At 49.9% G+C, this 22,949-nt stretch carries 19 protein-coding genes; 7 read left to right on the top strand and 12 right to left on the bottom strand.

Annotated features, from left to right (window positions below; translation table 11 throughout):
• Positions 1–10: 10 nt before the first annotated feature.
• The 3 genes from CRO57_RS17390 to CRO57_RS17380 form a co-directional block, all read right to left on the bottom strand.
• The gene (locus CRO57_RS17390; protein ID WP_170956154.1) at positions 11–889 is read right to left on the bottom strand and encodes an ABC transporter permease; all 879 of its coding nucleotides are present in this window, start codon (positions 887–889) and stop codon (positions 11–13) included.
• Positions 889–1,944 carry an ABC transporter ATP-binding protein gene (locus CRO57_RS17385; RefSeq protein WP_097154745.1) on the bottom strand — a complete coding sequence of 352 codons (1,056 nt, stop codon included), beginning with the start codon at positions 1,942–1,944 and terminating at the stop codon, positions 889–891. Before CRO57_RS17385 ends, CRO57_RS17390 begins: the two co-directional genes overlap by 1 nt.
• Positions 1,945–2,065: 121 nt before the next feature.
• Positions 2,066–3,094, bottom strand: coding sequence for an ABC transporter substrate-binding protein (locus tag CRO57_RS17380; RefSeq protein ID WP_097154744.1), 1,029 nt, complete (start codon positions 3,092–3,094; stop codon positions 2,066–2,068).
• A 141-nt stretch (positions 3,095–3,235) separates the two neighbouring features.
• On the opposite strand from CRO57_RS17380, the gene CRO57_RS17375 reads away from it, so the two are divergent.
• Together CRO57_RS17375 and CRO57_RS17370 are read left to right on the top strand one after the other, a co-directional pair.
• Entirely contained in the window at positions 3,236–4,180 is a 945-nt protein-coding gene (locus CRO57_RS17375; protein ID WP_097154743.1) for a LysR substrate-binding domain-containing protein, read from the top strand.
• A gap of 77 nt (positions 4,181–4,257) precedes the next feature.
• Positions 4,258–4,884: a TetR family transcriptional regulator C-terminal domain-containing protein gene (locus CRO57_RS17370; RefSeq protein ID WP_097154742.1), complete on the top strand. Its 627-nt coding sequence runs from the start codon at positions 4,258–4,260 to the stop codon at positions 4,882–4,884.
• An 87-nt stretch (positions 4,885–4,971) separates the two neighbouring features.
• On the opposite strand, the gene CRO57_RS17365 is transcribed toward CRO57_RS17370, so the two are convergent.
• Positions 4,972–5,766, bottom strand: a complete 795-nt coding sequence (locus tag CRO57_RS17365; protein ID WP_097154741.1) for a dimethylarginine dimethylaminohydrolase family protein — start codon at positions 5,764–5,766, stop codon at positions 4,972–4,974.
• Positions 5,767–5,958: 192 nt separating this feature from the next.
• Between CRO57_RS17365 and lhpI the strand changes: the two genes are divergently transcribed.
• Positions 5,959–7,701 carry a cis-3-hydroxy-L-proline dehydratase gene (gene lhpI / locus CRO57_RS17360; protein WP_097154740.1) on the top strand — a complete coding sequence of 581 codons (1,743 nt, stop codon included), beginning with the start codon at positions 5,959–5,961 and terminating at the stop codon, positions 7,699–7,701.
• Positions 7,702–7,956: 255 nt separating this feature from the next.
• Complete coding sequence (locus CRO57_RS17355; protein WP_097154739.1) at positions 7,957–9,312, top strand: MFS transporter; 1,356 nt, start codon at positions 7,957–7,959, stop codon at positions 9,310–9,312.
• A gap of 58 nt (positions 9,313–9,370) precedes the next feature.
• Here CRO57_RS17355 and CRO57_RS17350 read toward each other — a convergent pair whose 3' ends face one another.
• Positions 9,371–10,930, bottom strand: coding sequence for a trimethylamine methyltransferase family protein (locus CRO57_RS17350; RefSeq protein WP_097154738.1), 1,560 nt, complete (start codon positions 10,928–10,930; stop codon positions 9,371–9,373).
• A 421-nt stretch (positions 10,931–11,351) separates the two neighbouring features.
• Between CRO57_RS17350 and CRO57_RS17340 the strand changes: the two genes are divergently transcribed.
• Both CRO57_RS17340 and bmt read left to right on the top strand, forming a co-directional pair.
• Positions 11,352–13,862, top strand: coding sequence for a GcvT family protein (locus CRO57_RS17340; protein WP_097154736.1), 2,511 nt, complete (start codon positions 11,352–11,354; stop codon positions 13,860–13,862).
• 207 nt (positions 13,863–14,069) lie between these two features.
• Positions 14,070–15,113, top strand: a complete 1,044-nt coding sequence (bmt, locus tag CRO57_RS17335; protein WP_097154735.1) for a betaine--homocysteine S-methyltransferase — start codon at positions 14,070–14,072, stop codon at positions 15,111–15,113.
• Between the two features lie 55 nt (positions 15,114–15,168).
• On the opposite strand, the gene CRO57_RS17330 is transcribed toward bmt, so the two are convergent.
• The 4 genes from CRO57_RS17330 to CRO57_RS17315 form a co-directional block, all read right to left on the bottom strand.
• A complete protein-coding gene (locus CRO57_RS17330) occupies positions 15,169–17,244 on the bottom strand; it encodes an ASKHA domain-containing protein (protein WP_244580134.1) in 2,076 nt (691 codons plus the stop codon).
• 93 nt (positions 17,245–17,337) lie between these two features.
• Entirely contained in the window at positions 17,338–18,258 is a 921-nt protein-coding gene (locus CRO57_RS17325; protein ID WP_097154733.1) for a methyltetrahydrofolate cobalamin methyltransferase, read from the bottom strand.
• Positions 18,255–19,157 carry a methylenetetrahydrofolate reductase gene (locus tag CRO57_RS17320; protein ID WP_097154732.1) on the bottom strand — a complete coding sequence of 301 codons (903 nt, stop codon included), beginning with the start codon at positions 19,155–19,157 and terminating at the stop codon, positions 18,255–18,257. Before CRO57_RS17320 ends, CRO57_RS17325 begins: the two co-directional genes overlap by 4 nt.
• 4 nt (positions 19,158–19,161) lie before the next feature.
• The gene (locus CRO57_RS17315; protein ID WP_097154731.1) at positions 19,162–19,467 is read right to left on the bottom strand and encodes a virulence factor; all 306 of its coding nucleotides are present in this window, start codon (positions 19,465–19,467) and stop codon (positions 19,162–19,164) included.
• A 289-nt stretch (positions 19,468–19,756) separates the two neighbouring features.
• Between CRO57_RS17315 and CRO57_RS17310 the strand changes: the two genes are divergently transcribed.
• Entirely contained in the window at positions 19,757–20,134 is a 378-nt protein-coding gene (locus CRO57_RS17310) for a GFA family protein (RefSeq protein ID WP_097154730.1), read from the top strand.
• Positions 20,135–20,153: 19 nt separating this feature from the next.
• Here CRO57_RS17310 and CRO57_RS17305 read toward each other — a convergent pair whose 3' ends face one another.
• The 3 genes from CRO57_RS17305 to CRO57_RS17295 all read right to left on the bottom strand — a co-directional run bounded on the left by CRO57_RS17305 (position 20,154) and on the right by CRO57_RS17295 (position 22,757).
• Complete coding sequence (locus CRO57_RS17305; RefSeq protein WP_097154729.1) at positions 20,154–20,819, bottom strand: DUF1638 domain-containing protein; 666 nt, start codon at positions 20,817–20,819, stop codon at positions 20,154–20,156.
• A 4-nt stretch (positions 20,820–20,823) separates the two neighbouring features.
• On the bottom strand, positions 20,824–21,522 hold the full coding sequence (locus CRO57_RS17300) for a corrinoid protein (RefSeq protein WP_097154728.1): 699 nt from the start codon (positions 21,520–21,522) through the stop codon (positions 20,824–20,826).
• Between the two features lie 197 nt (positions 21,523–21,719).
• On the bottom strand, positions 21,720–22,757 hold the full coding sequence (locus tag CRO57_RS17295; protein ID WP_097154727.1) for a GlxA family transcriptional regulator: 1,038 nt from the start codon (positions 22,755–22,757) through the stop codon (positions 21,720–21,722).
• Between the last annotated feature and the right edge of the window lie 192 nt (positions 22,758–22,949).

Raw genomic sequence — 22,949 nt, 5'->3', positions numbered from 1 at the left:
TCTTGAGCTCCTATTCAAAGACCTTGGCAAAGCGACGCTCGACCAACTGGTTGTAACTGATAATGATTGCGATATTGGCGGCAAGCAGCACAATGGCGATGGTGGCCCCCAGCGGCCAATTCAAGGTACTGAGATATTCATCATAAGCAGCCGTAGCGACCACTTTCATCCTGCGACCACCAATGATTGCGGGCGTCGCAAAGGCACTTGCGGTCAGAGCAAAGACAATTATGCTCCCCGACAGAATTCCCGGCATGGCTTGTGGCAAGGTAACCCGTCGCAAAGTGGTAAATTTGGAAGCTCCAAGTGAAAGAGCTGCATCTTCAGTCTGCGGATCTATCTTTTGCAAGGCCGCCCAAACCGAAATTACCATGAAGGGAACCAGCACATGCACCAGAGCAATGGTCATCCCTGAAAATGTGAACATCAGGCTGACCGGTTCTTCACCAAACCCCAGTGCTTGTGCGGTCATGGTCAAAACACCATTTCCGCCAAAGAACAAAGCCCAGCCCAGAGTTCGCACAACAACTGAAATCAGCAATGGTCCCAAAACAACCAGCAGAAAAATGGATTTCCAGGGATTGGACAATCGCGAGAGCACATAAGCCTCCGGTGCACCGATGGCAATGCAGATCACGGTTACCAGCAGGGCAAGACCAAAGGTGCGTCCAAAGATTTTATGAAAATAGGGATCACCCAGCACCTCAATATAATTGGTCAATGTCCAGTCATTCTGAATTCCAAGGGTGAAATCATAGGAATGCAAACTGAGCAATAAGGTCATGATCATTGGTGCCCCAAGCAGGGCGATGAAGAAAATGACACCGGGGCCTGTCATCCAATATGGGGCGCTTTTGCTACCTGGACCCGCGTGAGCAACATCAGACATCAGTTGCCCTCCGAAAACAAAGTGATGGCGTCCTGTGACCACCGCACATAGGCCGTCTGGCCCTTTTTATATCCCGCGCACCCGTCATTGGGCTGCGTGATGAACAGATCTCCCATTTTGCTCGATACTCGATAGAGCCAGCTGGAACCCAGGAAAACAGCTGCTCGCACCTCTACCTCATGATCCGATGAATCATCAGACATCTGGAATTTTTCGGGTCGAATTGAAATCGTCAATTCGCTGCCTTGCTCCAGGGTTTGGCCAGGGAGGGTAACCATTTCGTCGTCAATCAACACTTGTGCCCCTTCTTCGGTCTGGCCTTGTGCCGTGGCGGGGATCAGGTTGGTTTTACCTACGAAATCAGAAACAAAAGTGTTGCGGGGATGTTCATACAGCTGCAATGGACTGGCCAACTGTTCCATCTGCCCTTCTTTCATCACCACGATGCGATCACTCATTGACAAGGCTTCTTCCTGGTCATGAGTTACAAGAATGGTGGTTACACCAATATCCTGTTGCAACAAGCGCAACTCCATACGCATGTCTTCGCGTAATTTGGCATCCAGATTTGACAAAGGCTCATCAAGCAACAGAACAGGCGGCTCAATCACCAGAGCACGAGCCAAAGCAACTCGCTGGCGCTGCCCCCCCGACATCTGCTTGGGATGACGATCTGCAAATTGATCGAGCTTTACCTGTTTCAAGGCAATATGAGCGCGCTCCAGTCTTTCTACTTTATTCATTCCACGCATTTCCAGACCAAAGGCAACATTCTCCGTTGCGGTCATATGTGGAAACAACGCATAGGACTGGAACACAATTCCAAGACCACGCTTGTTTGGCGGAGTATGAGAGATATCCTTTCCATCAAGAAGGATACGACCGCTGGTTGGCGTCAACAATCCACCAATCATTTGCAAGGTTGTGGTCTTGCCGCAACCAGATGGCCCAAGCAGGGAGATGAACTCCCCTTTTTCGATGGAAAGATCAAGGCCTTTGACAGCAGTGAAATCACCAAATTGTTTACTAAGAGATTCAAGGGTGAGAAAGGACATGACGGGATATGCTTTTCTTTGGTCGGAAGGAGACTGCCTGTCAATACAGGGAAAAATGGCCCGGTCTCAGCAGGGAATACCGGGCCACCGTGTCACATGTGAACAGTCGAATACGCGATGATTAACGCTCGATGCGACGTGTCCATTGTTTGGTCCACTCCCCACGAGCAGGATTGACCAAAGTATAGTCGATATTGATCAGCTTATCGACGCGGTCTGGCCCCACCGGCAATGCACCAATTTGTTCACTGGTCAATGTCACATTCCTATTGACCGGACCCCAACCTTTCTGGATGGCAAAATATGATTGCATTTCAGGTGTGGTCATGAATTTCAGGAAATCCTGGGCCAGTTCCGGTACATCTGAACCAACAACCGGGCATGCAGCAATCAGAAGATTGACTGCACCTTCTTTCGGATAGGCAAATTCACCGGGAAAGCCTTGATCGGCCAGGGATTTCAAACGACCACTGCCCCAGACAGACATTGCGATCTCACCATTTTGGAACAATTCGGACATTTTGCCCGAGGATGGTTCATAAACCAATACATTCCGATCAATTTTGTCCTCAAATGCCTTGAAGCCAGGCTCGATGTTATCTTCGCCGCCACCATTGAGCTGAGCGCTCACGATCAATGCATGCAAACCATAGCCATTGGTGATGGGCGGAATGGCAATCTTACCCTTGAATTTCGGGTCCGCCAGATCGTTCCAGGATGTAGGGGCCTCCCAACCCTTTTCCTTGAACATCCTGGCATTGTAGGCGAGCCCGGTCGCGACAATGCCAATGCCAACAGCCTTGTTATCTTTCATACGGGCATTGTCATAAAGGTCAGCATAGGTTTCTTCCTTGACGGTGTCGCAGAAACCGAACTGGATGGCCTGCGTCATCGGACCATCATCGATAAAGGCAATGTCAATTTCCTGGGCACCCTTCTGGGCGCGTAACTTGGCAAGTGTGTCGGTTGAATTGCCAGAGACATAGACCACTTTGGCACCGGTTTTGGCCTCCCATTTCGGGATGATGACTTCCTTGAACAAAGTCTCGGTTGAACCACCATAAGCTGCCAGATAGACGGTTTTATCAGCTGCAAGGGTCGAGCTCAGGCCAAGAGCCAAAAGCGATGTTCCTAGAATGAGTGAACGCATAGGATCCTCCGTTGGGGTGTTGCTGACTTTAGAAAGACCCTATCCATTTCATAAATCAAATTAATATTTTTGACAAAAACATTCCAAAATATTATGAAGTATAGTTATGAAAATTTGCAATAAGTGAGCAACTGGTTCTCAATGAAACTCAACCACCGACAATTGGAAGCTTTCCGGGCCATGATCGAAACGGGCAGCGTCACCGAGGCTGCCAACCGTATTGCGGTTACCCAACCAGCAGCCAGTCGGCTACTCGCTGATCTGGAGCACAATGTGGGATTTGCTCTGTTCGTGCGCGAAAAAAAGCGCCTGACACCCACCCCGGAAGCCCTTGCTTTATTTGAGGAAGTTGAAAAATCTTTCATCGGTCTGGATCAAATCGGTGAAGCTGCGCGCGAGATTGGTTCCTATCGACGTGGAGCTTTGCATATTTGTGGCATGCCCGCTCTGTCTTTGGGTTTTTTGCCCAAAGTGATTGCACAATTCTGTGCGGAACGCCCCGATATTTCTGTGTCTCTACAGATCCATTCTTCGCAAAAAGTTCTACAATATGTTGCTTCCCAGCAATTTGATCTGGGGTTTGCCGAAATCAAAACAAATCATAATGGGGTCATTACCGAGCCCTTATGGGAAGCCCCGATGGTCGCCATTTTGCCCGATGGCCATCCACTTTGTTATAAAGAACATCTTGGACCGGAGGATTTTGCAAATCAGAACTATATTTCTTTTGGCAGTAATTATCCAACTCGTACCCGGATTGATGCGATTTTTACCGCAGCCAATATCGAGCGCAAGATGCAGATAGAAACCCAGCTGTCCTTTGCAGTTTGCCAAATGGTTGCGCAAGGCGCCGGACTATCGATTATCGATCCCATAACAGCACATAGCTTTGCCCAAACATTGAATATTCAGATCCGTCCCTTTACCCCCCTTGTTTATTATCAATATCAGGTTTTACTACCCTCAATTCGCGTTCGCTCACAAATTGCCATCACATTTTTGGATCTCCTGAAAGAAAGTTTGCAGACGGAAATTTCTTCAACCCCATCTGAACCAGAAACTAATGTCAAAAATTCTGCTTTGTAGGTGACGGCACGATCAATGATGTGCAAAGCTGACCGAAAATTGGCAATATGAATTCATAGAGGGCCTGGCCTGAATCGATGGTAACCCATAGAGAATCCAATACTCGCGAGGAAGAACTGGTTGAAGCCACGCTGAAATGCATTGCCACACACGGTCTGGGCAAGACCACAGTGCGCAAGATTGCAGAGACAGCAGGGGTAACCAATGGTCTGATCCGCTTCTATTTTACCTCCAAGGACAAGATTATTCAGGCTGCCTATATTCGGCTTCTCAATGTTATTTTCAGGACTGCGTTTAACGATATGGAAGGATCTGATCTGAAAGGATGTGAACGCCTTGGTAGTTTTATCCGAGCCAATCTTTCCAGCTCGATTATCAGCCCTGATATGGTCTCTCTTTGGGCAAGTTTTCTGCCACTGGCGCAGAATGACCCGGTCATGGCAGAGATCCGCCGCAAATTCAACAAGGACACCGTTCAGGCTTTCGAGACCTTGATTTCAGATGCTTACAAGGAATGCGATCTTTCGCCTACCAAGGAGCAGATCTCGCAAAAAGCATTCGCTTTGAATAGTCTGATTGATGGCATCTGGATTAATGGCGGTATGCCGGATTCCGAACTCTGTCAGAAACAGCTGGTTGAGATCGGTTTTTCCTCTGCTGCAGCATTGTTAGAGCTTCCAAAAGAGAAATTGTTTCCGTTGTGAGCGCTTGGCAAGCGCATATTTGCAAAGACAAGGCTCGTCCAGATCATGAACGAACCTTTTTGATGTCTTGATTTGTAGGTCGGTCGATTATCTGGAGGGTGTAAAACGCAAGGATAGACAGGACATGCCACCATCCAGCTTTGCAGCTTCACTATTGCCAATTTGGCGAAGGTTGTAGCCAGCATCTTCCAGAAGTTTTGCGGTTTTTGGGAAGCCATCCGGCATCAGAACCAGGTCATTGAAGCGAATGGCATTGGCACAGGCTTCTTCACCTTCTGCGGTATGCAATATTCTGTAGCCTTCAAAACAACCTGATGCATCAAGACGTTTTGTAGACAGGATTGTTTCCTCATCCAGCAGAGAGCAGTCGGTTTTGAAATGCAGAACCCCTTTCGGCGTTTTTACTTCGCGTACGCTGTAGCCCCAGGTTTTTACCAGATCACGCAGTTCTTCAATTCCTCGACAATCAGTCCTTGCCGATGTGCCAACCAGAATTTCCCTCTCGGTGGTCAGAATATCGCCACCATCGATAAAACCAGGCCCTTCAATGGAAAGCACTCTGCCATAGAATTCTTTGAGAATTGGCTTCATTTCAGCAGCTTCGCCAAGTCGGCTGGGGGTGCCTGGCCGCATGGCAATAGCACCCTCTGGCAAGCAAAGCGCAGCATCCTCAACAAATACCGAATCCGGAAAATCTTCATGAGCTTCCAATTCGGTGACACAGGCACCGGTTGATTTCAGTGCGGCTACATACTCAGCGTGATGTTGCAGGAAAATTTGCAGGCTTGGACTACCTGTATCAACTGCTCTGAGGCCATCTGTGATGGATGACCCGGGTTTGCGGGTTATCGCATGGGTGAAGGTGTAGGAGCGTCTGCTCATGGGATCTCTCCATTGACAGGCAAAAAATAGTATTTCATGATCAGTAAATTATACAAACGCATAAATTTATACAAGTGCATAATTTTAATTGAAGAAGTGACAAGCTTTTTTTGACCTGGGCGAGGTATCGATATTTAATCAAACCCGGATAGCGCGATCCTTCAAATCTTGACCTTGCTTTGGAAAGTGACCATGACCAATTCTCCAATTCAAACACTATTTGGACAGCCATTCGTGTCTGGAACATCAACGGGAGAAATCCTTGCGACAGATACAGAATTGAGCTTTTGGGGAGGTGTGGATCCGATCAAGGGTGAGGTAATCGATCGCCATCATCCGTTAAGTGGTCAATTGCTTGAAGGCAGGGTTCTGGCATTGCCAGGTGGCCGTGGGTCCTGCTCTGGCAGCGGTGTGATCTTGCAAATGCTGGTGAATGGCAAGGGACCTGAAGCAATTCTGGTGTCCAGACCGGATGATATAATCACACTGGGTGTTTTGATTGCGCGTGAGATATTCAATCGATCCATTCCTGTTGTAATGCTGGATGGTCCTGATTTCCAACACGCCTTGCAAAAAAAACACGCGCTTGTTGCAGATGGTCAGGTCATCATTGGTGACCAGGCTTTGGATGATAATGTGATAGCGGATACGGCTCCCCAACCAAAACTGGTTTCCATGGAACTCAGCGATCTGGATCAGGCCATATTGGATGGAGAACACGGACAGGCGGCACAAGTGGCCATGAAAATCACCCTGCAGATGGCGCAGTTGGTTGGGGCTACAAAGCTGATGGATGTAAAACAGGTTCATATTGACGGCTGCGTCTATACGGGTGAGGCGTCCCTGGTTTTTGCTCAGGAGTTGCGGCGAATGGGAGGGAAAGTCGCTGTTCCGACAACTCTGAATTCCATTTCCGTCGATTATCGCCGTTGGCGTGATCAAGGCGTGCCAAGCGAATTTGGGGAACAAGCCAGCGCCCTGGCCGATGCCTATACTGATATGGGAGCTCAACCAAGTTATACTTGTGCTCCTTATTTACTGGATAGTGCTCCAAAACAGGGAGATCAGATTGCCTGGGCGGAATCGAACGCCGTGGTATTCGCCAATAGTGTGCTTGGCGCTCGTACAATGAAATATCCGGACTTTCTGGATGTTTGTATCGCGCTGACTGGTCGTGCCCCCGCTGCGGGTGCTCATATTGAGCATAATCGCAAAGCCACATTGCATGTGAGCTTTAAAGCGGTTTCCAAAACTATTGATGATGATCTCTATCCCTTGCTTGGATATCAGGTTGGCAAACTGGCTGGAAACCGGGTAGCGGCTGTAGAGGGAATGGCGCATTTGTCACCCGACCATGATGATCTGAAAGCGTTTGGCGCTGCATTTGCAACAATCTCCAGCGCACCCATGTTTCATATCGTTGGCGTAACGCCTGATGCACCCGACCTTGCAAGCGCCATGAGTTTACACGAAGAAATTGAGCATTGTGTACTTGGAACAGAAGATCTGATCGAAAGTTGGCAAGTGCTCAATAAAGCTGAAAATGAGACAGTGGATTTTGTCTCCCTCGGTAATCCCCATTTTTCCTTGAGCGAGTTCGCAAGACTTGCCAGTCTTTGCGAGGGTAAAAGCAAGGCTGAAGCGGTGGAGATGGTTATCACATCCAGTCGCGTGATGGTAAAGAAAGCGGCAGATGCAGGCCATCTGGCCAAGATTGAGGCTTTTGGAGCAAAGATCGTGACCGATACCTGCTGGTGCATGATTGGTGAACCTGTCATCCCCCCATCTGCACACACCATTCTGACCAACTCCGCCAAATACGCTCACTATGGTCCCGGACTCACCGGACGTGCTTTCAAACTTGCCAGCCTGATCAAATGTGTAGAGGCGGCAATATCAGGCAAGCTGCCAAATCTCAAACCAGATTGGATGTGACTTCAAATTTCCTGGCTGGCGAAAGGATCATTGGCAACCCGGGATCTGGACTTGCGTCTTAATCCCAATATTTGGTGTCGGGATCAGAATGATCTTTTGGATGATCTGTCGCTAGATTGAAGGTTCGGCAATGTGATGTCGTGCGTCCATATCCTTGTATATTTGGCTATGTGACAGATCTCACCTTGATCCGCTCACTCTATTTTTTCGGTTTTCGCACCTCTGATTGATGTGCCATTTTCATGAGTCGTCGCCATGGTTCAAGCTGTCGCGCCCGTTGCCTCATTGCTCTTCTCTGTTGTCCTTTTGCTGATCGGACACGGACTGCAATCCACCATCATTCCTCTGGCCTCAAAGGTCATGGAATTTCCTGATCTGTCCATTGGCTTGGCTGCCTCGGCCTATTTTGCCGGTTTCGTCATGGGCGGAATTATCTCACCTCATCTGGTTGTGCGAGCAGGCCATATTCGCGGATTTGCAGTCATGGTATCATCCATGTCAGCGGCGGCTCTCTTGCATCCACTTCTCGCAGATCAATATGCCTGGATCCTGTTTCGTTTCACAACAGGCTTTTGCGTTGCCGGACTTTATCTGATCATCGAAAGCTGGTTGAATGAATTTGCCGACAATACCAATCGTGGCTTGATCATGTCGATCTATATCGTGGTCAATTATGCGGCCTTCACGACAGGTCAGCTGCTGGCCACGCTGAGTGATCCCGAAAATTTCTTCCTGTTTGCCATCGCTTCCATCATTATCTCGGTTGCCGTAATGCCCGTTGCCATGACAAAGGCGGCACAACCAGCACCCATTGCTGTGGTCAAACTGGAACTGTTCAAGGTTTTTCGCACAGCTCCCGCTGCCATTGTCGCCGCGCTTCTTGTTGGGAGCGTGCAAGGCTCGCATATTTCATTTGCTGCGATCTATGCGGTCGACAAGGGCTACGAAACTTTATCGCAGGCTCCGGTTTTTGCTGCTGTTTTTGTGATTGGCGGAATGATCGGTCAATGGCCCATCGGCAGAATTTCCGATCGTTTTGATCGCCGTATAGTCCTGCTTATCATCAGCATCTTTGGTATTCTGGGGTCATTGCTGATTTCAAGCTTTGATAAAGCTCCCTTCATGCTTTTGTTGCTGATGGGTGGGTTCATTGGTGCGATGGTACAGCCCGCCTATTCTCTGGCTGCAGCTCATGGATATGACCATGCCGAGACCGAAGGATATGTAAAAATGGCTGCTGGCCTGCTGGTCGCCTTTGGTATTGGCTCAACATTGGGCCCTTTCATTACTTCAATCATGATGAGTTATTTCGGGCCGGACGCCCTGTTTCTCTTCCCTGCCGTCATGCTCGCATTGCTTTGCCTCTATCTGGTCCAACGTATTGTTCGCAAGGATGCAATCCAGATCGAAGACAAGGAAGGCTTCGATCTGGCGGCAACCTCTGCTGCGGTTGGCGGTATCGTGACGCCTGAATTGTTGAGCGAAGAAGACAAATATGTGGTTGTACCCAATGAATGGGAAGCGGAACCTCAAGATGAAGAAGTACAGGAAGAGGGCAAACTGGACGAGGAGCCAGAGTCTACCTCCAACATCGTGAATCCGGAAGAATGAACCACAAGATCAAATCAGGGCAGTTGTACAACTGCCCTGATATTTGCGGGAACATGCTTTAGACATTGCTGTCCGGAAATTCCGATTTACGTCGGGTAATGAAATCCTGCAGAGCATCATCAATTGCCACATCAAGCTCAGGTGGCTGGTAATTGGCCAACATTTCTTTCCATTGCTTGTTTGCGCGCGAGGCAGCATCCAGCTTGCCGTCACTTTCCCATTGCTCGAACGAATTGTTGTCAGCAATAGTTGAACGATAGAAAGCGGTCTCAAAGTTGCGCTGAGTGTGTTCTGCGCCCAGGAAATGGCCGCCTGGTCCCACTTCATTGAAAGCATCCCATGCAAGGGCCTCATCACTGAGATCGATGCCCTTTGCAAGTACATGCATCATGCCCAGTTGATCTGCATCCATGACCAGCTTCTCATAAGAGGAGCAAAGTCCACCTTCCAGCCAACCAGCAGAGTGCAGGCAGAAGTTAACACCAGATTGCACGGTGGCCAAAATGGTATGGGCGCTTTCCTGAGCCGCTTGTGCGTCAGGCACTTTTGAGGCTGTGAAAGACCCACCGGAGCGGAATGGCAAACCAAGACGACGGGCAATTTGAGCGGCGCCAGAAAGCAACAATGAGCCCTCTGGAGATCCGAAAGTCGGTGCGCCGGATTGCATGGAGATGGAAGACACAAAAGCACCAAAAACAACTGGCGCACCGGGGCGGATCAGCTGGGTCAATGCAGCAGCAGCAAGCCCTTCACAATAGACTTGGGACAAGGTACCAGCCACGGTAACCGGGCTCATGGCTCCTGCCAGAATGAAAGGTGATACGATACAGGCCTGATTGGCGCGAGCATAAACTTTCAAAGCACCCAGCATGGTCGCATCAAAGACAAGCGGAGAATTGGCGTTGATCAGCTGGATCATGACACAGTTCTGATCGACAAATTCCTCACCAAAGGCCAATCGAGCCATCGCCACGGAATCCTCGGCCCGTTCCGGAGCTGTGACTGATCCCATGAATGGTTTGTCTGAATATTTCAGGTGCGCATAAACCATATCAAAATGGCGTTTATTGACCGCAATATCTACCGGTTCGCAAACTGTGCCACCTGAATGATGCAGGTGCGGAGACTGGTAGGCCAGTTTTACGAAATTCTGGAAATCTTCAATGGTGCCATAGCGGCGGCCCTTATCCAGATCTATAACAAAAGGGGGGCCATAAACCGGAGCAAAGACAGTATTGTTGCCACCAATCTGAACCGAACGCTCGCGATTGCGAGCATATTGCGTGAATTCGGACGGAGCAGTCTTGATCAATTCACGAAGCATTCCTTTTGGAAAACGAACCCGCTCTCCTTCTACTTCTGCTCCTGCAGTGCGCCAGATCTCCAACACCTCCGGATCTTCACGAAATTCCAGACCTATTTCCGCCAGCATGCGATCGGCTTGAGCCTCGATTTTATTCAGGCCTTCCTCGGTAAGATATTCGACCAGAGGAATCTGCCGCTTCAGATAACTTGGCGCTGCAACGCTGGAAACAGAAGCACCCCGTGCCTGTCTTCTTGCGGCACGTCCTCCTCCTCGAGCACTCCGTCTTGCTCCACGGGCATCCCCATCGGCCATAGCTCTCTCCCATTCTTACTTATCTTGTCATCTGGCATGTTTCGATCTTTGCGCACCATCGCTGTCAATTTGTTGATTATGCAAGGGTGGCAAAAACAAGCTGTCTATCCACTCTGCCGTTCTGTGCTTTTTGATCACGCCTTGTTTGCGTCTTCAATCGGTTCAAAAACGACATTTGGGTCGAAACGGAGAGATCTCTTCTTTGGATCAAACAAAAACAAGGCCATGGCATTTCCCAAATTATGCATGATTTATCTGCTCTATGGCGATATCACGATATTTCCTGTCGCTCCAAAACCTCTTGTTTGGATGAAAGATTTCTAATCTTGAAAAGAAAGACAGAACAGGCCCCTTTTTTCATTCGGACTTGCTCAGAAGGAATGGCGAGAACAGGGTGCCTTGATCATGCGGGAGGATTGGCATGAAATCGCACGCACGTGTAGTCGTCATTGGTGGAGGCGTTGTTGGCGCTTCCACACTCTATCATCTGGTCAAAAAAGGTTGGGATGATGTCGTTCTGATCGAACGCAAGGAGCTGACATCAGGTTCAACCTGGCATGCTGCCGGGCTATTGCCGCTGTTCAATCTCAGTTATTCTGTCGGCCAAATCCATCGTTATTCTGTTGATTTGTACAATTCCATTGAAGCCGAGACTGGTCAGAATGTTGGCTTGCGCAAGGTCTCCAATATCCGCCTTGCCCGCACGCAAGATCGTCTGGATGAGTATAAGTATTATGCCGGCGTCGCTAAGACCATCGGTGTTGACGTGAATTTCCTCACACCCGAAGAAGTCTCCGATATCTGGCCACTTTACAATCCGGAAGGTATTATCGGTGCTATTCAGCATCCTGATGATGGTTATGTGCAGCCTGCCGATCTAACCCAGGCTTTCGCCAAAGGCGCGCGTGCTGGCGGAGCGGAAATCTATCGCTATACCAGTGTACTTGGTGTCGATGAAAAACCAAATGGCGAATATGTGGTCAAGACAGACAAGGGTGATATCACTTGTGAGCATATTGTCTGCTGTACCGGTTCCTTCGCTCGCAAAACCGGTGCGATGCTAGGCCTCGACATTCCGGTTCTGCCTGTTGAGCACCAATATATTGTTACCGAGCCTCATGACGCCATTCGTGAGTTGCGCGAAAAAGGTCTGCCAGAAATGGGCGTCCTGCGTGAATCTGACAGTTCATGGTATATGCGCGAAGAAAATGGTGGCCTTCTGCTTGGCCCTTACGAAATTGGTGCGCCTGCTTGTTATGTTGATGGCCCATCGGATGAATCAGAATATGAGCTCTTCCAGGAAGATCTCGATCGTTTGATGCCATATATCGAGACCGCTATCGAGCGCGTTCCAGCCTTCGGTGAAGTGGGCATCAAGCAGGTTTATAATGGTGCAATTGCCTACACCCCTGATGGCAGCCCAATCATCGGCCCGGCTTGGAACAAGAAGAATGTATGGCTGAATGAAGGTCATTCCTTCGGCATCACCGCGGCCGGTGGCGCTGGCTGGCAGTTGGCTGAATGGATGGTCGAAGGCGAGCCTTCCATTGATATGATGGGCGTAGACCCACGTCGGTTTGGCCCTTATGCAAGTCGTGGATATCTGAAGGAAAAGTGCGAAGAGGCTTATGCAGCTGTCTTCACAGTTCACTATCCTGATGAAGAGCGCGCTGCGGCTCGCCCTCTTAAAACCTCTCCTTGTTATAGCCGCATGAAGGCTCTTGGCGCCGTCTTCGGATCTGTCTATGGCTGGGAGCGTCCGAACTGGTTTGCGCCAGAAGGCTATGAGCTGAGCGAAGCGGATTTGAACCTGCCAGACGTTCTTTTGAAAGAAAACCACTCTCCTGCATTTGAAGATGGCCGGATTGTCGAGAAATACTCGTTCCGCCGCTCCAATTACTTCGAGCATGTCGGCAATGAAGTCAAAAATACCACGCAGAATGCAGGTCTTCTGGATCTGACTGCCTTTGCAAAGGTTGAAGTGAAAGGCCCCGGTGCTGAAACATGGCTAAACGCCATCACCACCAACAAGATGCCTTTGAAGTCCGGCCGTATCATCCTGTCCTATCTGCTCAGTGAGAGCGGTGGTGTATTGTCGGAATTCTCGGTTCTGAAAACTGGCGATCAGAGCTATTATCTGGTCTTTGCTGGTGCACTGGAGCGCCATGATTATGACTATCTACAGAAACTGCTACCAAATGACGGTTCGGTTTCAATGGAACTGGTCACGACCAAATATGGTGTGCTAGTTCTGACCGGTCCGAAAGCCCGTCAAATCTTGCAGAAGGTAACTGATACAGATCTCTCAAATGAGACCTTCCCTTGGCTCACCGGCCAGCCGATCAGCATTGCACGTGCTTCTGCAATGGCGGTCCGGGTAAACTTTGTCGGTGAACTTGGTTGGGAGCTGCATCACCCAATCGAACAACAGAATGCAATCTTTGATGCATTGATGGAAGCGGGTGCCGAGCATGGTCTGAAGCCATATGGCATTCGTGCCATGGATTCCATGCGTCTTGAGAAGACCTACAAATTCATCGCACGAGAATTGTCCATTGAATATAGCGCGTTGGAGAGTGGTCTGGATCGCTTCATCAATAACAAGAAAAATGATTATCGTGGCAAGGCAGGTCTACAGGCTCGCGAAGATGCGGGACGCAAATGGCAGCTGGTCACGATGGAAGTTCATGATGTCACCGATGCGGATGCGCGTGGTTCCGAAGCCATTTATAAAGATGGTGAAATGATCGGCCGTGCCACATCTGGCGGCTATGGCTGGCGTCTCGAAAAAAGCCTGGCATTGGCTATGGTTCCTCCTGCAATGTCTGGTGAAGGAGAAGAATTCGAGATTGAAATTCTCGGCAATCGCCATCGTGCCACCATCATCGGAGATTCTCCGTTCGATCCAACCAACGAAAGATTGCGGAGCTGATAGAGCGTTGATGCTTTGAATAAATGGTGAGCAAGCTGGATGAAGGCCCTGTATAGCAGGGTCTTTTTCTTTTGTATCAGATGCTGACAGGGCAAATGAATTACCGATGTCGCATTTGCTCCAGAGCATGTCGCAATTGATATCGTTATTACCGGCCCCATCCCTATTAGCTACAGACTGGATTTGACTGAAGGAAGGACTGTCCCCATGGCGGTTGATAATGCCAAGCTGAATAGGCTTAAAGAGCTGATTTCCCAAAAAGGAGCGTTGCTGGCGGATGGGGCAACCGGCACCAATCTCTTCCCCGTAGGGCTGGAATCCGGATGGCCACCAGAAGAATGGAATGAAACCCAGCCGGATAAAATCCGAGCTCTGCATCAGAGTTTTGTGGATGCGGGCTCCGATATCATCCTGACCAATACATTTGGCTGCAATCGCCATCGGCTAAAGCTGCATCACTTTCAGGGCAATGTGAGCAAGTGGAACAAGTTGGCTGTCGAGCTCGCCCGCGAGGTTGCCCAGAGCGTTAAAGATCGAGACGTTCTTGTTGCGGGTTCCATTGGCCCAACCGGAGAATTGTTCCAACCAATGGGTGATCTCACCCATGAAGACGCGGTTGATAGTTTCCGCGAACAAGCACAGGCATTGAAAGATGCCGACGTTGATCTGCTCTGGATCGAAACAATGTCGTCACCTGATGAAATCAGAGCGGCGGCTGAAGCTTGCGCCGGTGTCGGCCTTCCTTTCACTGTCACCGCGAGTTTCGACAGCGCGGGCAAAACCATGATGGGTTTGCCGCCTAAAGGTCTTGGTGACCTTGCGGATAAGATCGAAGAGGAAATTGGCCATAAGCCTGCAGCCATTGGCTCAAATTGCGGTGTTGGCGCATCCGATTTGCTGGTAGCGATCCTCTCACTCACCGAGGCTTATCCAGAAGCTATTGTCATTGCCAAAGCCAATTGCGGTATTCCCGAGATTCAGGGCGATAAGGTCGTTTATACCGGCACGCCAGATCTGATGGGCAAATATATGCATATGGCGCTGGATGCTGGGGCCTCAATCGTCGGCGGCTGCTGCGGCACATCTCCGCATCATCTGGCAGCAATGCGTGAGGCCATGGATAGCCATGTGCGGGGCGAACGTCCAACGCGCGAAGCGATTGAAAGTGAAATCGGCCACCTTGTATCGCCACCACGCGACGATGAAGATATTGCACGAAACCGTCGTGGCGGACGCAGACGCCGCAGCTAAAAGTCTCATTTAGAGACTTTTAATCAGGCACCAAATGTTGCGCACGCCCAATGAATTAAGAAGCACGACCACGAGCCCTTCTGCCACCCCGGCGGCGGGGCTTGTTGCTGTTTTCCTGCGTCATAGCTTCGAAAGCAGGTAATTCTCTTTGAGATCTGAGCAGAGGAAATGGATCGACCTTGTTAGGGAAGGCCATTGCATCAATGAAATGTTCCTGGAACTTGGCTTCCACTGCGGTCTCCACCTTTTCAATGTCATGAACCGCCTGCTCAATTTCCCGTCTGGCAGTTCGACTGATCAAAGCCTTGTGCGCGCCTGTCCCTGCAGCATTGCCAACGCCTGATACCACTTGCAGTGAACAATCGGGAATGAGGCCCAGGATCATGGCATAATCAGGATCTATGAAGGAACCAAAGGCACCTGCCAGTTTGATGCGATCAAGCTGGGTGACGCCAAGTTTTTCCATCAGCAATTTTGCCCCTGCATAAAGAGCTGCTTTGGCCAACTGGATGGCCCGAACATCGGTTTGCTTGATTGTCAGCGGCACTGCTCCATCCCAGAGACAATATTGATGGGTCCGTCCATCCGCCTCGATTCGATCACTACGCTCTGCCATATGCGGCTGGATAACACCATCGCTGGAAAGAATGCCGCTCAGATACATCTCGGCAATAACCTCCACAATACCGGAACCGCAAATACCAGTTACCCCAACCTTATCAATTTCTTCAAGAAATTCAGGTTCATCCGACCAGTGATCAATGCCGATCACCTTGATGCGCGGTTCCAGGGTTTGACGATCGATACGGACCCGCTCTATCGCACCCGGCGCAGCACGTTGCCCGCAAGAAATCTCCGCCCCCTCAAAGGCAGGACCCGTAGGCGAAGAAGCCGCCAGCAACCGATCTTTGTTGCCAAGCAGAATTTCGGCATTGGTTCCCACATCGATGATCAGTTGGGTTTCATCCGATTGGTAGGGGACTTCAGTCAATGCCACGGCAGCTGCATCCGCACCGACATGCCCGGCGATACACGGCAAGACATAAACACGTCCCGCTGGATGCAGAGATAGAGAAAGATCTCGTGCTGCAATATTCTGGGCTTCGGAGATGGATAGGGCAAAGGGAGCGCCACCCAGTTCAACTGGGTCTATGCCAAGAAAAATGTGATGCATAACCGGATTGGCGACGATCACTGCTTCCAGAATATCTTGTGGTGCAAGTCCAATTTGTCCTGCCAGCTTTGTGATCAGAACATTGACGGCATCCCGCACAGCCTTGACCAGATCCGGTAGGCGGCCGGGATTCATCTGGATATAAGAGACGCGCGACATCAAATCTTCGCCAAAGCGGATTTGAGGATTGGCAGTTCCTGATGAAGCAACGGCGCGCCCATTACTCAAGTCGCACAAGTGAGCCGCAATGGTTGTCGAGCCGATATCAATGGCAATGCCATAACCACGTGGTCGCTTACCAGGCCATAAGGCAATCACACTGGCAGGATCAGTTTCTCGGTCCTGATGAATGGCTGCAGTGACCTGCCATTTTCCTTCTCGAAGACAAGTCTGCAATTTGGCAAAAAGAGATGGATCGAGCGTCAAATGCCTCAGATCCGCCTGTTGGCGAAGCGCTTGCAACAGACGACTGGCGTCACTTTCCCCTTTATGCATATCCGGCTCCTCAACGGATACGGTAATCAGACGGGTGGAGGGATCCGGCTTGATATGCAGGACTTCTGCACGCTTGCGAACCACTTGGGCATTGATCTGAACATCCTGAGGTACATCCACCATCAGATCGCCCTGAACTTGAGCCGAACAGGAAAGACGGCGCCCATCCTTCAGATCTCGCAATTCAGAATAGCGTTTTTCTTTTTCGGAAAAAGCAGTGAGGTGGTCCTGGTGCGATTGAATTCCGTCTTTTGCAAAGGACCCTTCAGCTATCTCAATCTGGCAACGCCCGCAGATTCCCCGTCCGCCACACACAGACTCAATATAAACACCCAGTGATCGTGCAGCATCCAGAACGTTGGTTCCATGAGCAAACCGGCCGCGCTTGCCACTTGGTTGAAACACGACCAATGCTTCTTTTTGCTCTTTGTTCGGAATATCAGAAGTGATTGGGTCCTGCACGATTTGCCTCATCTTCAAATGCACGAGCCCGAGAGTGCGAAATAGCCCCCTCGGGTAGATTTGGTCTGAACTAGTTGGCCGGGCCTGATCGCATTATGCAGCGCTGCTGCGTGCCCGACGACCACCGCGACGACGGCGACCACCAGCAGCATCTTCTCCTCCAGCTGCAGCCGGATCACGATTGGCCTTGATCCATGCCATGCAATCCGGATCCACGCCATTCAGAGTATCGGCAGCGCGAATGCCATCCAGCTCTTCCTTATGGAGAGGGTTCATGATAGCAGATGTCATGCCGGCGACCGATGCCATGGCAAGGAAATGGGCATTCATCACATGACGGTTGGGAATGCCAAAGGAAATGTTGGAGGCTCCGCAGGTGCTGTTGACTTTCAGCTCTTCCTTCAACCGACGCAGCAAATGAAAGACCTGACGTCCTGCATCATTCATGGCACCGATTGGCATGACAAGAGGATCGACAACGACATCTGCAGCTGGAATGCCATGATCCTGAGCGCGTTCGACAATCTTCTTGGCAACAGCAAAACGCACATCGGGGTCGGTTGAAATGCCTGTTTCATCATTGGAAATGGCAACGACGGCTGCACCATATTTCTTGACCAATGGTAGGACGCGCTCAAGGCTTTCCTCTTCTCCTGTTACGGAATTGACCAATGCCTTTCCCTGATAAACAGAAAGACCTGCTTCCAGAGCGTCGATGATAGAACTGTCGATGGAAATTGGTACATCCACCAGAGACTGAACGAGCTGGATCGTCTCTGCCAGAATGGCGGGCTCATCGGCAAGAGGAATACCAGCATTCACATCCAACATATGAGCGCCAGCTGCCACCTGCGCGAGTGCATCAGCCTTCACGGTCTCGTAGTTACCCTCTTTCATTTCAGCGGCAAGCTTCTTGCGGCCTGTCGGGTTGATACGCTCACCAATGATACAGAAGGGTTGATCAAAGCCGATCACGACTTCCTGCTTATGGGAGCTGACAATGGTTCTAGTCATGATACGGCCTCTGCTCTAAAAGGGGATGGGGTATTGTCTTGGGTCAAGCCGGGCCAACTCTGCCGGTTATTCAACCATTCTGCTGCCTTGGCAACGCCACCAAATGGATAAACGTGAATTTGAGCCAATTGTTTGGCAGCATCTCGGTTCACTGCTTCTTCCAATGGCCCCACCACAACATCGGGGTTATAACCGGTGAGCAATGGCATCAAAGAGGAACCTTTTTTCTTCAGAAACTGAACTGAATTTCCCAACCCGACCATTGCGGCATATTTCATCAAGGTGGTCGTCTTGGCAGGACCAGCAATTCCGACATGGACAGGAAATTCATTGCCCCAGCTTTTCAACTCATCAAACCATTCCAGAATGCGACCTGGATCAAATCCAAACTGGGTGACGATCCGATAATCTGCATCACTGGTCTGGGCATATTCATGCTTTTGCATCAGGAAGGATCGGATGGTCGGAGTTGGAATATCAGGTGCTCCGGTTGGATGCCCAGCAACCGCTATATGCCTGATACCATGCCGGTCAAATGCGCCGGTGCGCATCATATCCAGCGAGGAGGCAATAGGGCCTGGTTGAACTGCTTCACCAGCAATGGTCAAAACATCCGTGATACCAGCTTCACCTGCCAGCCTTTCCAGACGCTTTTCAAAATGCTCGACACTTGCGAAACGGCGAGCAGCAAAATGAGGAACGGGGCAATATCCCGCCCGTGCCAAACGGGCATTGGCAGCGATAATCATGTCTTCGGGCGCATTGCCTAGATCGGTCACATAGACACGACAGCCTTTTGGAATGAGATCATAAATATCGTCTCGTTCCACGGCTTGCTTTGGCGATACTTCAATAGAAGCGGGGAGTCTGCCTGCCGCATTCAAAGTTGGTCGCATCATAGCCTCAGTCCTTCTGTTCAAAGCCTTTGCGGGAAACCAATTGAGCGAGACGGGAAGTTGGATAAGCTTCAACCAGGATGTCATGTGCCATCGCAGCTTCGTCATCCAGATTGTCGGAAACGGTAATCGGCACCTCACGACGCCAGTCTGCCAGGTAGGCGTCGCTATCCTTGGCACCGTCAATCATGGCGCATTTGTCGATTGCTTTGATGAAGATGTCCGGTAATTCTCGTTTGGCGTTTATTCGTCCCTTTTTGACGATCACCTGAGCCGGAATATCCCTCCAATAGACAATGATTTTCTGAGCCAATATATCCTCCCATCAAGGCGCTCCAATCGCCTCGTATATCCGATATTCTTTCTCTCATTCGGATATGGAGCTATCCTGAAGGCGACATCCGCGCTCGAAAAAACGGCGCTTTCATCCTTCAAGAATGGCAGAAATATGGGAATTCTTCCGTCTGTAACCACGGCGACTAAAATCGTTCTGAAAGCGACATGTCGTTTTGCGGATAATTATCGAGAAAGGTATTGCATATCATATGACGTGGCGGAGCACCTTCGTCGTCTGTTGACATCAACCACGAGGAGTAGATCATATGAGAGGACAATGTTTATGTGGCGCAGTACAATATCGGCTCCACGGTTCAATCCGACCAGTTATCGCGTGCCATTGCATTCAATGTCGCAAGACCAGCGGGCATTATGTTGCAGCCACACAAGTAAAAACGGCCAATCTTGAAATTGAGGGAAGCGACGCCATTTGCTGGTATCAATCTTCTGACCAAGCCCGGCGCGGCTTTTGCAGCACCTGTGGCAGCCAGCTTTTTTGGCAACCACGAGACAAAGATGTGACCTCTGTCATGGCCGGTACCCTCGACGGCAATACCGGCCTTGCCATTGAACAGCAGATTTATTGCGAGGATAAGGGAGATTATTATTCTCTGCCTGTGTTATCGGCAGAAAAGACATCATAATTTGATTGGGAAACCAGGCTCACGCCCTTGCCAAAAAAGCTTCCAAGTCGCCATAACCAGTCTGGCGAATTTCCAGCGGCAGTTGAAGACGCTCCGCGGCTTTTTTTGCTTTGTCGATCATGCCGTCTTCAGCATGCTGCACTATATAGACCAGTTTTTCATAATGCTGGAAATAAGTGTCACGCAGTTGCGGGAATCGATCGAGCCCCAAGGGACGAATGACCATGGTTTCGAAATTCCGGACCAGGAAATCAGTCAGATAAAAGCTGGTAAATTCTTCATCAGCTCGGGTCTCGAAGGCCTTGGAACCGCTGAAGAAAGCATAGCAATGAGCACCTTCCAACCGCTCTACGCCTTCTTCTTGCAATACTCGATCCAGCAAACCACCGGTACCGCAATCGCCAAAACCGATCAGAATTTTTCCATAATTGGCGCGATGTTTGTGAATTGCATCGCGCACTGCCTGCGGAATATCCTCGGGGCGATTATGCAAATTCGCAGGCAAACAGGTCAGGGTCAGGTGATCCAGACCCAACTGTTCCTTGACGGCCAGAATTTCCCGAGCCAATGCACCACAGGCGATGACCAGTACCGAAGCTTTTTCTCCAACCGTTGCGAATGATGTCCCGATTATCGGCAGGGCTTTACTCCCTGCCTCAATGATGGAGATATCATCCTGCTTCATGGCATCAGGCTCCCAACTGGTTATGCTTGCGAGCAATCAGATCCTTGGCCATTTCGACAGCGACAGCAGCGTCACGGCAATAAGCATCGGCACCGATAGCCTCACCGAACTCCTCATTCAACGGAGCCCCACCAACCATGACGATATACTTGTCACGGAGACCTTTTTCCTCCAGCGTATCGATCACAACCTTCATATAAGGCATGGTTGTGGTCAGCAGAGCTGACATGCCCAGGATGTCAGGCTGATGCTCTTCCAATGCTTCAAGATAGTTTTCAACCGGGTTGTTGATGCCAATATCAATGACATCAAATCCGGCACCTTCCATCATCATGGAGACAAGATTCTTGCCAATGTCATGGATATCGCCCTTGACGGTACCAATGACCATTTTACCCATGCGCGGAGCACCAGCTTCAGCCAAGAGTGGCCGCAAAATGGCCATACCGGCTTTCATGGCATTGGCAGACATCAAAACTTCCGGCACGAACAGAATTCCATCACGGAAATCAACGCCCACAATTCGCATGCCTTCAACGAGAGCATCGGTCAGAACCCTGTATGCCTCCCATTTCCGATCAAGGAGAATGCGTACACCTTCTTCAATTTCCTCGGCCAGTCCGTCATACAAATCGTCGTGCATTTGGGCTACGAGATCTTCATCACCAAGGGACGCCAGATCAATCATTTCTTCATCAGACATGCAGTCCTCCAGTTGCCGAATGCGAAGTCCATTCACAAAAGGGTACCGTGTTTTTACGAGTAAGGACTGTTCGTAATCCGACATCTGATTTCTGTCAGACCGACATTTAAAGAACTAAAGTGATAAAACTGTCTTGCCACGAAGCAGGAGAAAGAGGCAAAAATGGTTATGCAACAGGAATTTGTTTCGCCAAGCACTTAAGGCTTGCGAGCTATATCATGGTTCTTGTTGCCTGCTGCCCAGAACATATTTTGCCGTTCCTTGGTGGGTGTCGGGCCAAAATGCTCTCTATAGCATTTGGTAAAATGCGAGGTGGAGGTAAAGCCACAGGCAACGGCTACATCAAGAATTGGTCGATTGGTCCGGCGCAAAAGATCCCGAGCGGCTTCCAAACGGAGCTTCAGGTAATACTGACCTGGTGTGGAATCGAAGTATTTCCGAAACAACCTTTCCAACTGTCGGGATGAGATATTCATCATCATAGCCAGTTGCTGGCAACTGAGGGGGTCTTCGACATGATCATTCATGGCGGCAACCGCAGCCAGAACATTTCGGTTGTTGATACCAAGGCGATTCTCCAGATCATAGCGCTGGGTCTCTTCACCAGTACGAATTTGCTGATGCAAGGTAACCTCGGCCACCTCCTGTGCAAGGGAAACCGATTGGAAAGTGGCGATATACATCAGCATCATGTCAAGCGCTGCGGTTCCGCCTGCACATGTCATGCGTTTGCGATCAATTTCAAATATATCATTGGAGACATCTATATCAGGGAATTCTTCGCGAAAACTGCGTAAATTCTCCCAATGAATGGTGCAACGATAGCCATCCAGCAGATTGTATTGAGCCAGCAAATAAGCTGCGGTGCACAGGGAGCCGAGAATGGCTCCACGGGCATTCAGCATCCGTAACTTCTGTCCCAAAAGAGGTGAGGGTTGAACCCGTTCTACATCTATACCAGTTACAACCAATACGATATCGGCGCTATCCAGCTGATCAAGTGAGGCATCAGCAGCAATATCGATGTGATTGGAAGAACGTACCGGCTGTCCGTCCAAACTGTAAATGGTCCATTCAAACAGATCCCGTTCCAAAATGCGGTTGGCAAGTCGCAAGGGATCTATCGCCGCAGCGAGGGCAATCATGGAAAAACGTTCCAAAACGATGAAGGCCACTTTTTGTGGCTTGTCGTCAATATCACTACAGGTTTTAAACCGTGTTTCACCTACCGCCATGGCTGGCTCTCTCTATATTAGGGATTCTCCTTTTGCTGCATTATATGCAGGTCCTCCGATCCGAACCCTGTTTGAAAAATTGATTATGCGCAAGCAAATTTTTTGTGACCCCCCTCGCATTTTATGATCTGACCATATCTAGATTTTCTTCAGATACGCAGATTTCCTGACGGGAAAAACCAGCGGTTTTTG

The organism is Cohaesibacter gelatinilyticus, assembly GCF_900215605.1.
GTDB lineage: Bacteria > Pseudomonadota > Alphaproteobacteria > Rhizobiales > Cohaesibacteraceae > Cohaesibacter > Cohaesibacter gelatinilyticus.
Note: the sequence above shows the minus strand (reverse complement) of the source record. Positions and strands in the feature narration are given on the sequence as shown.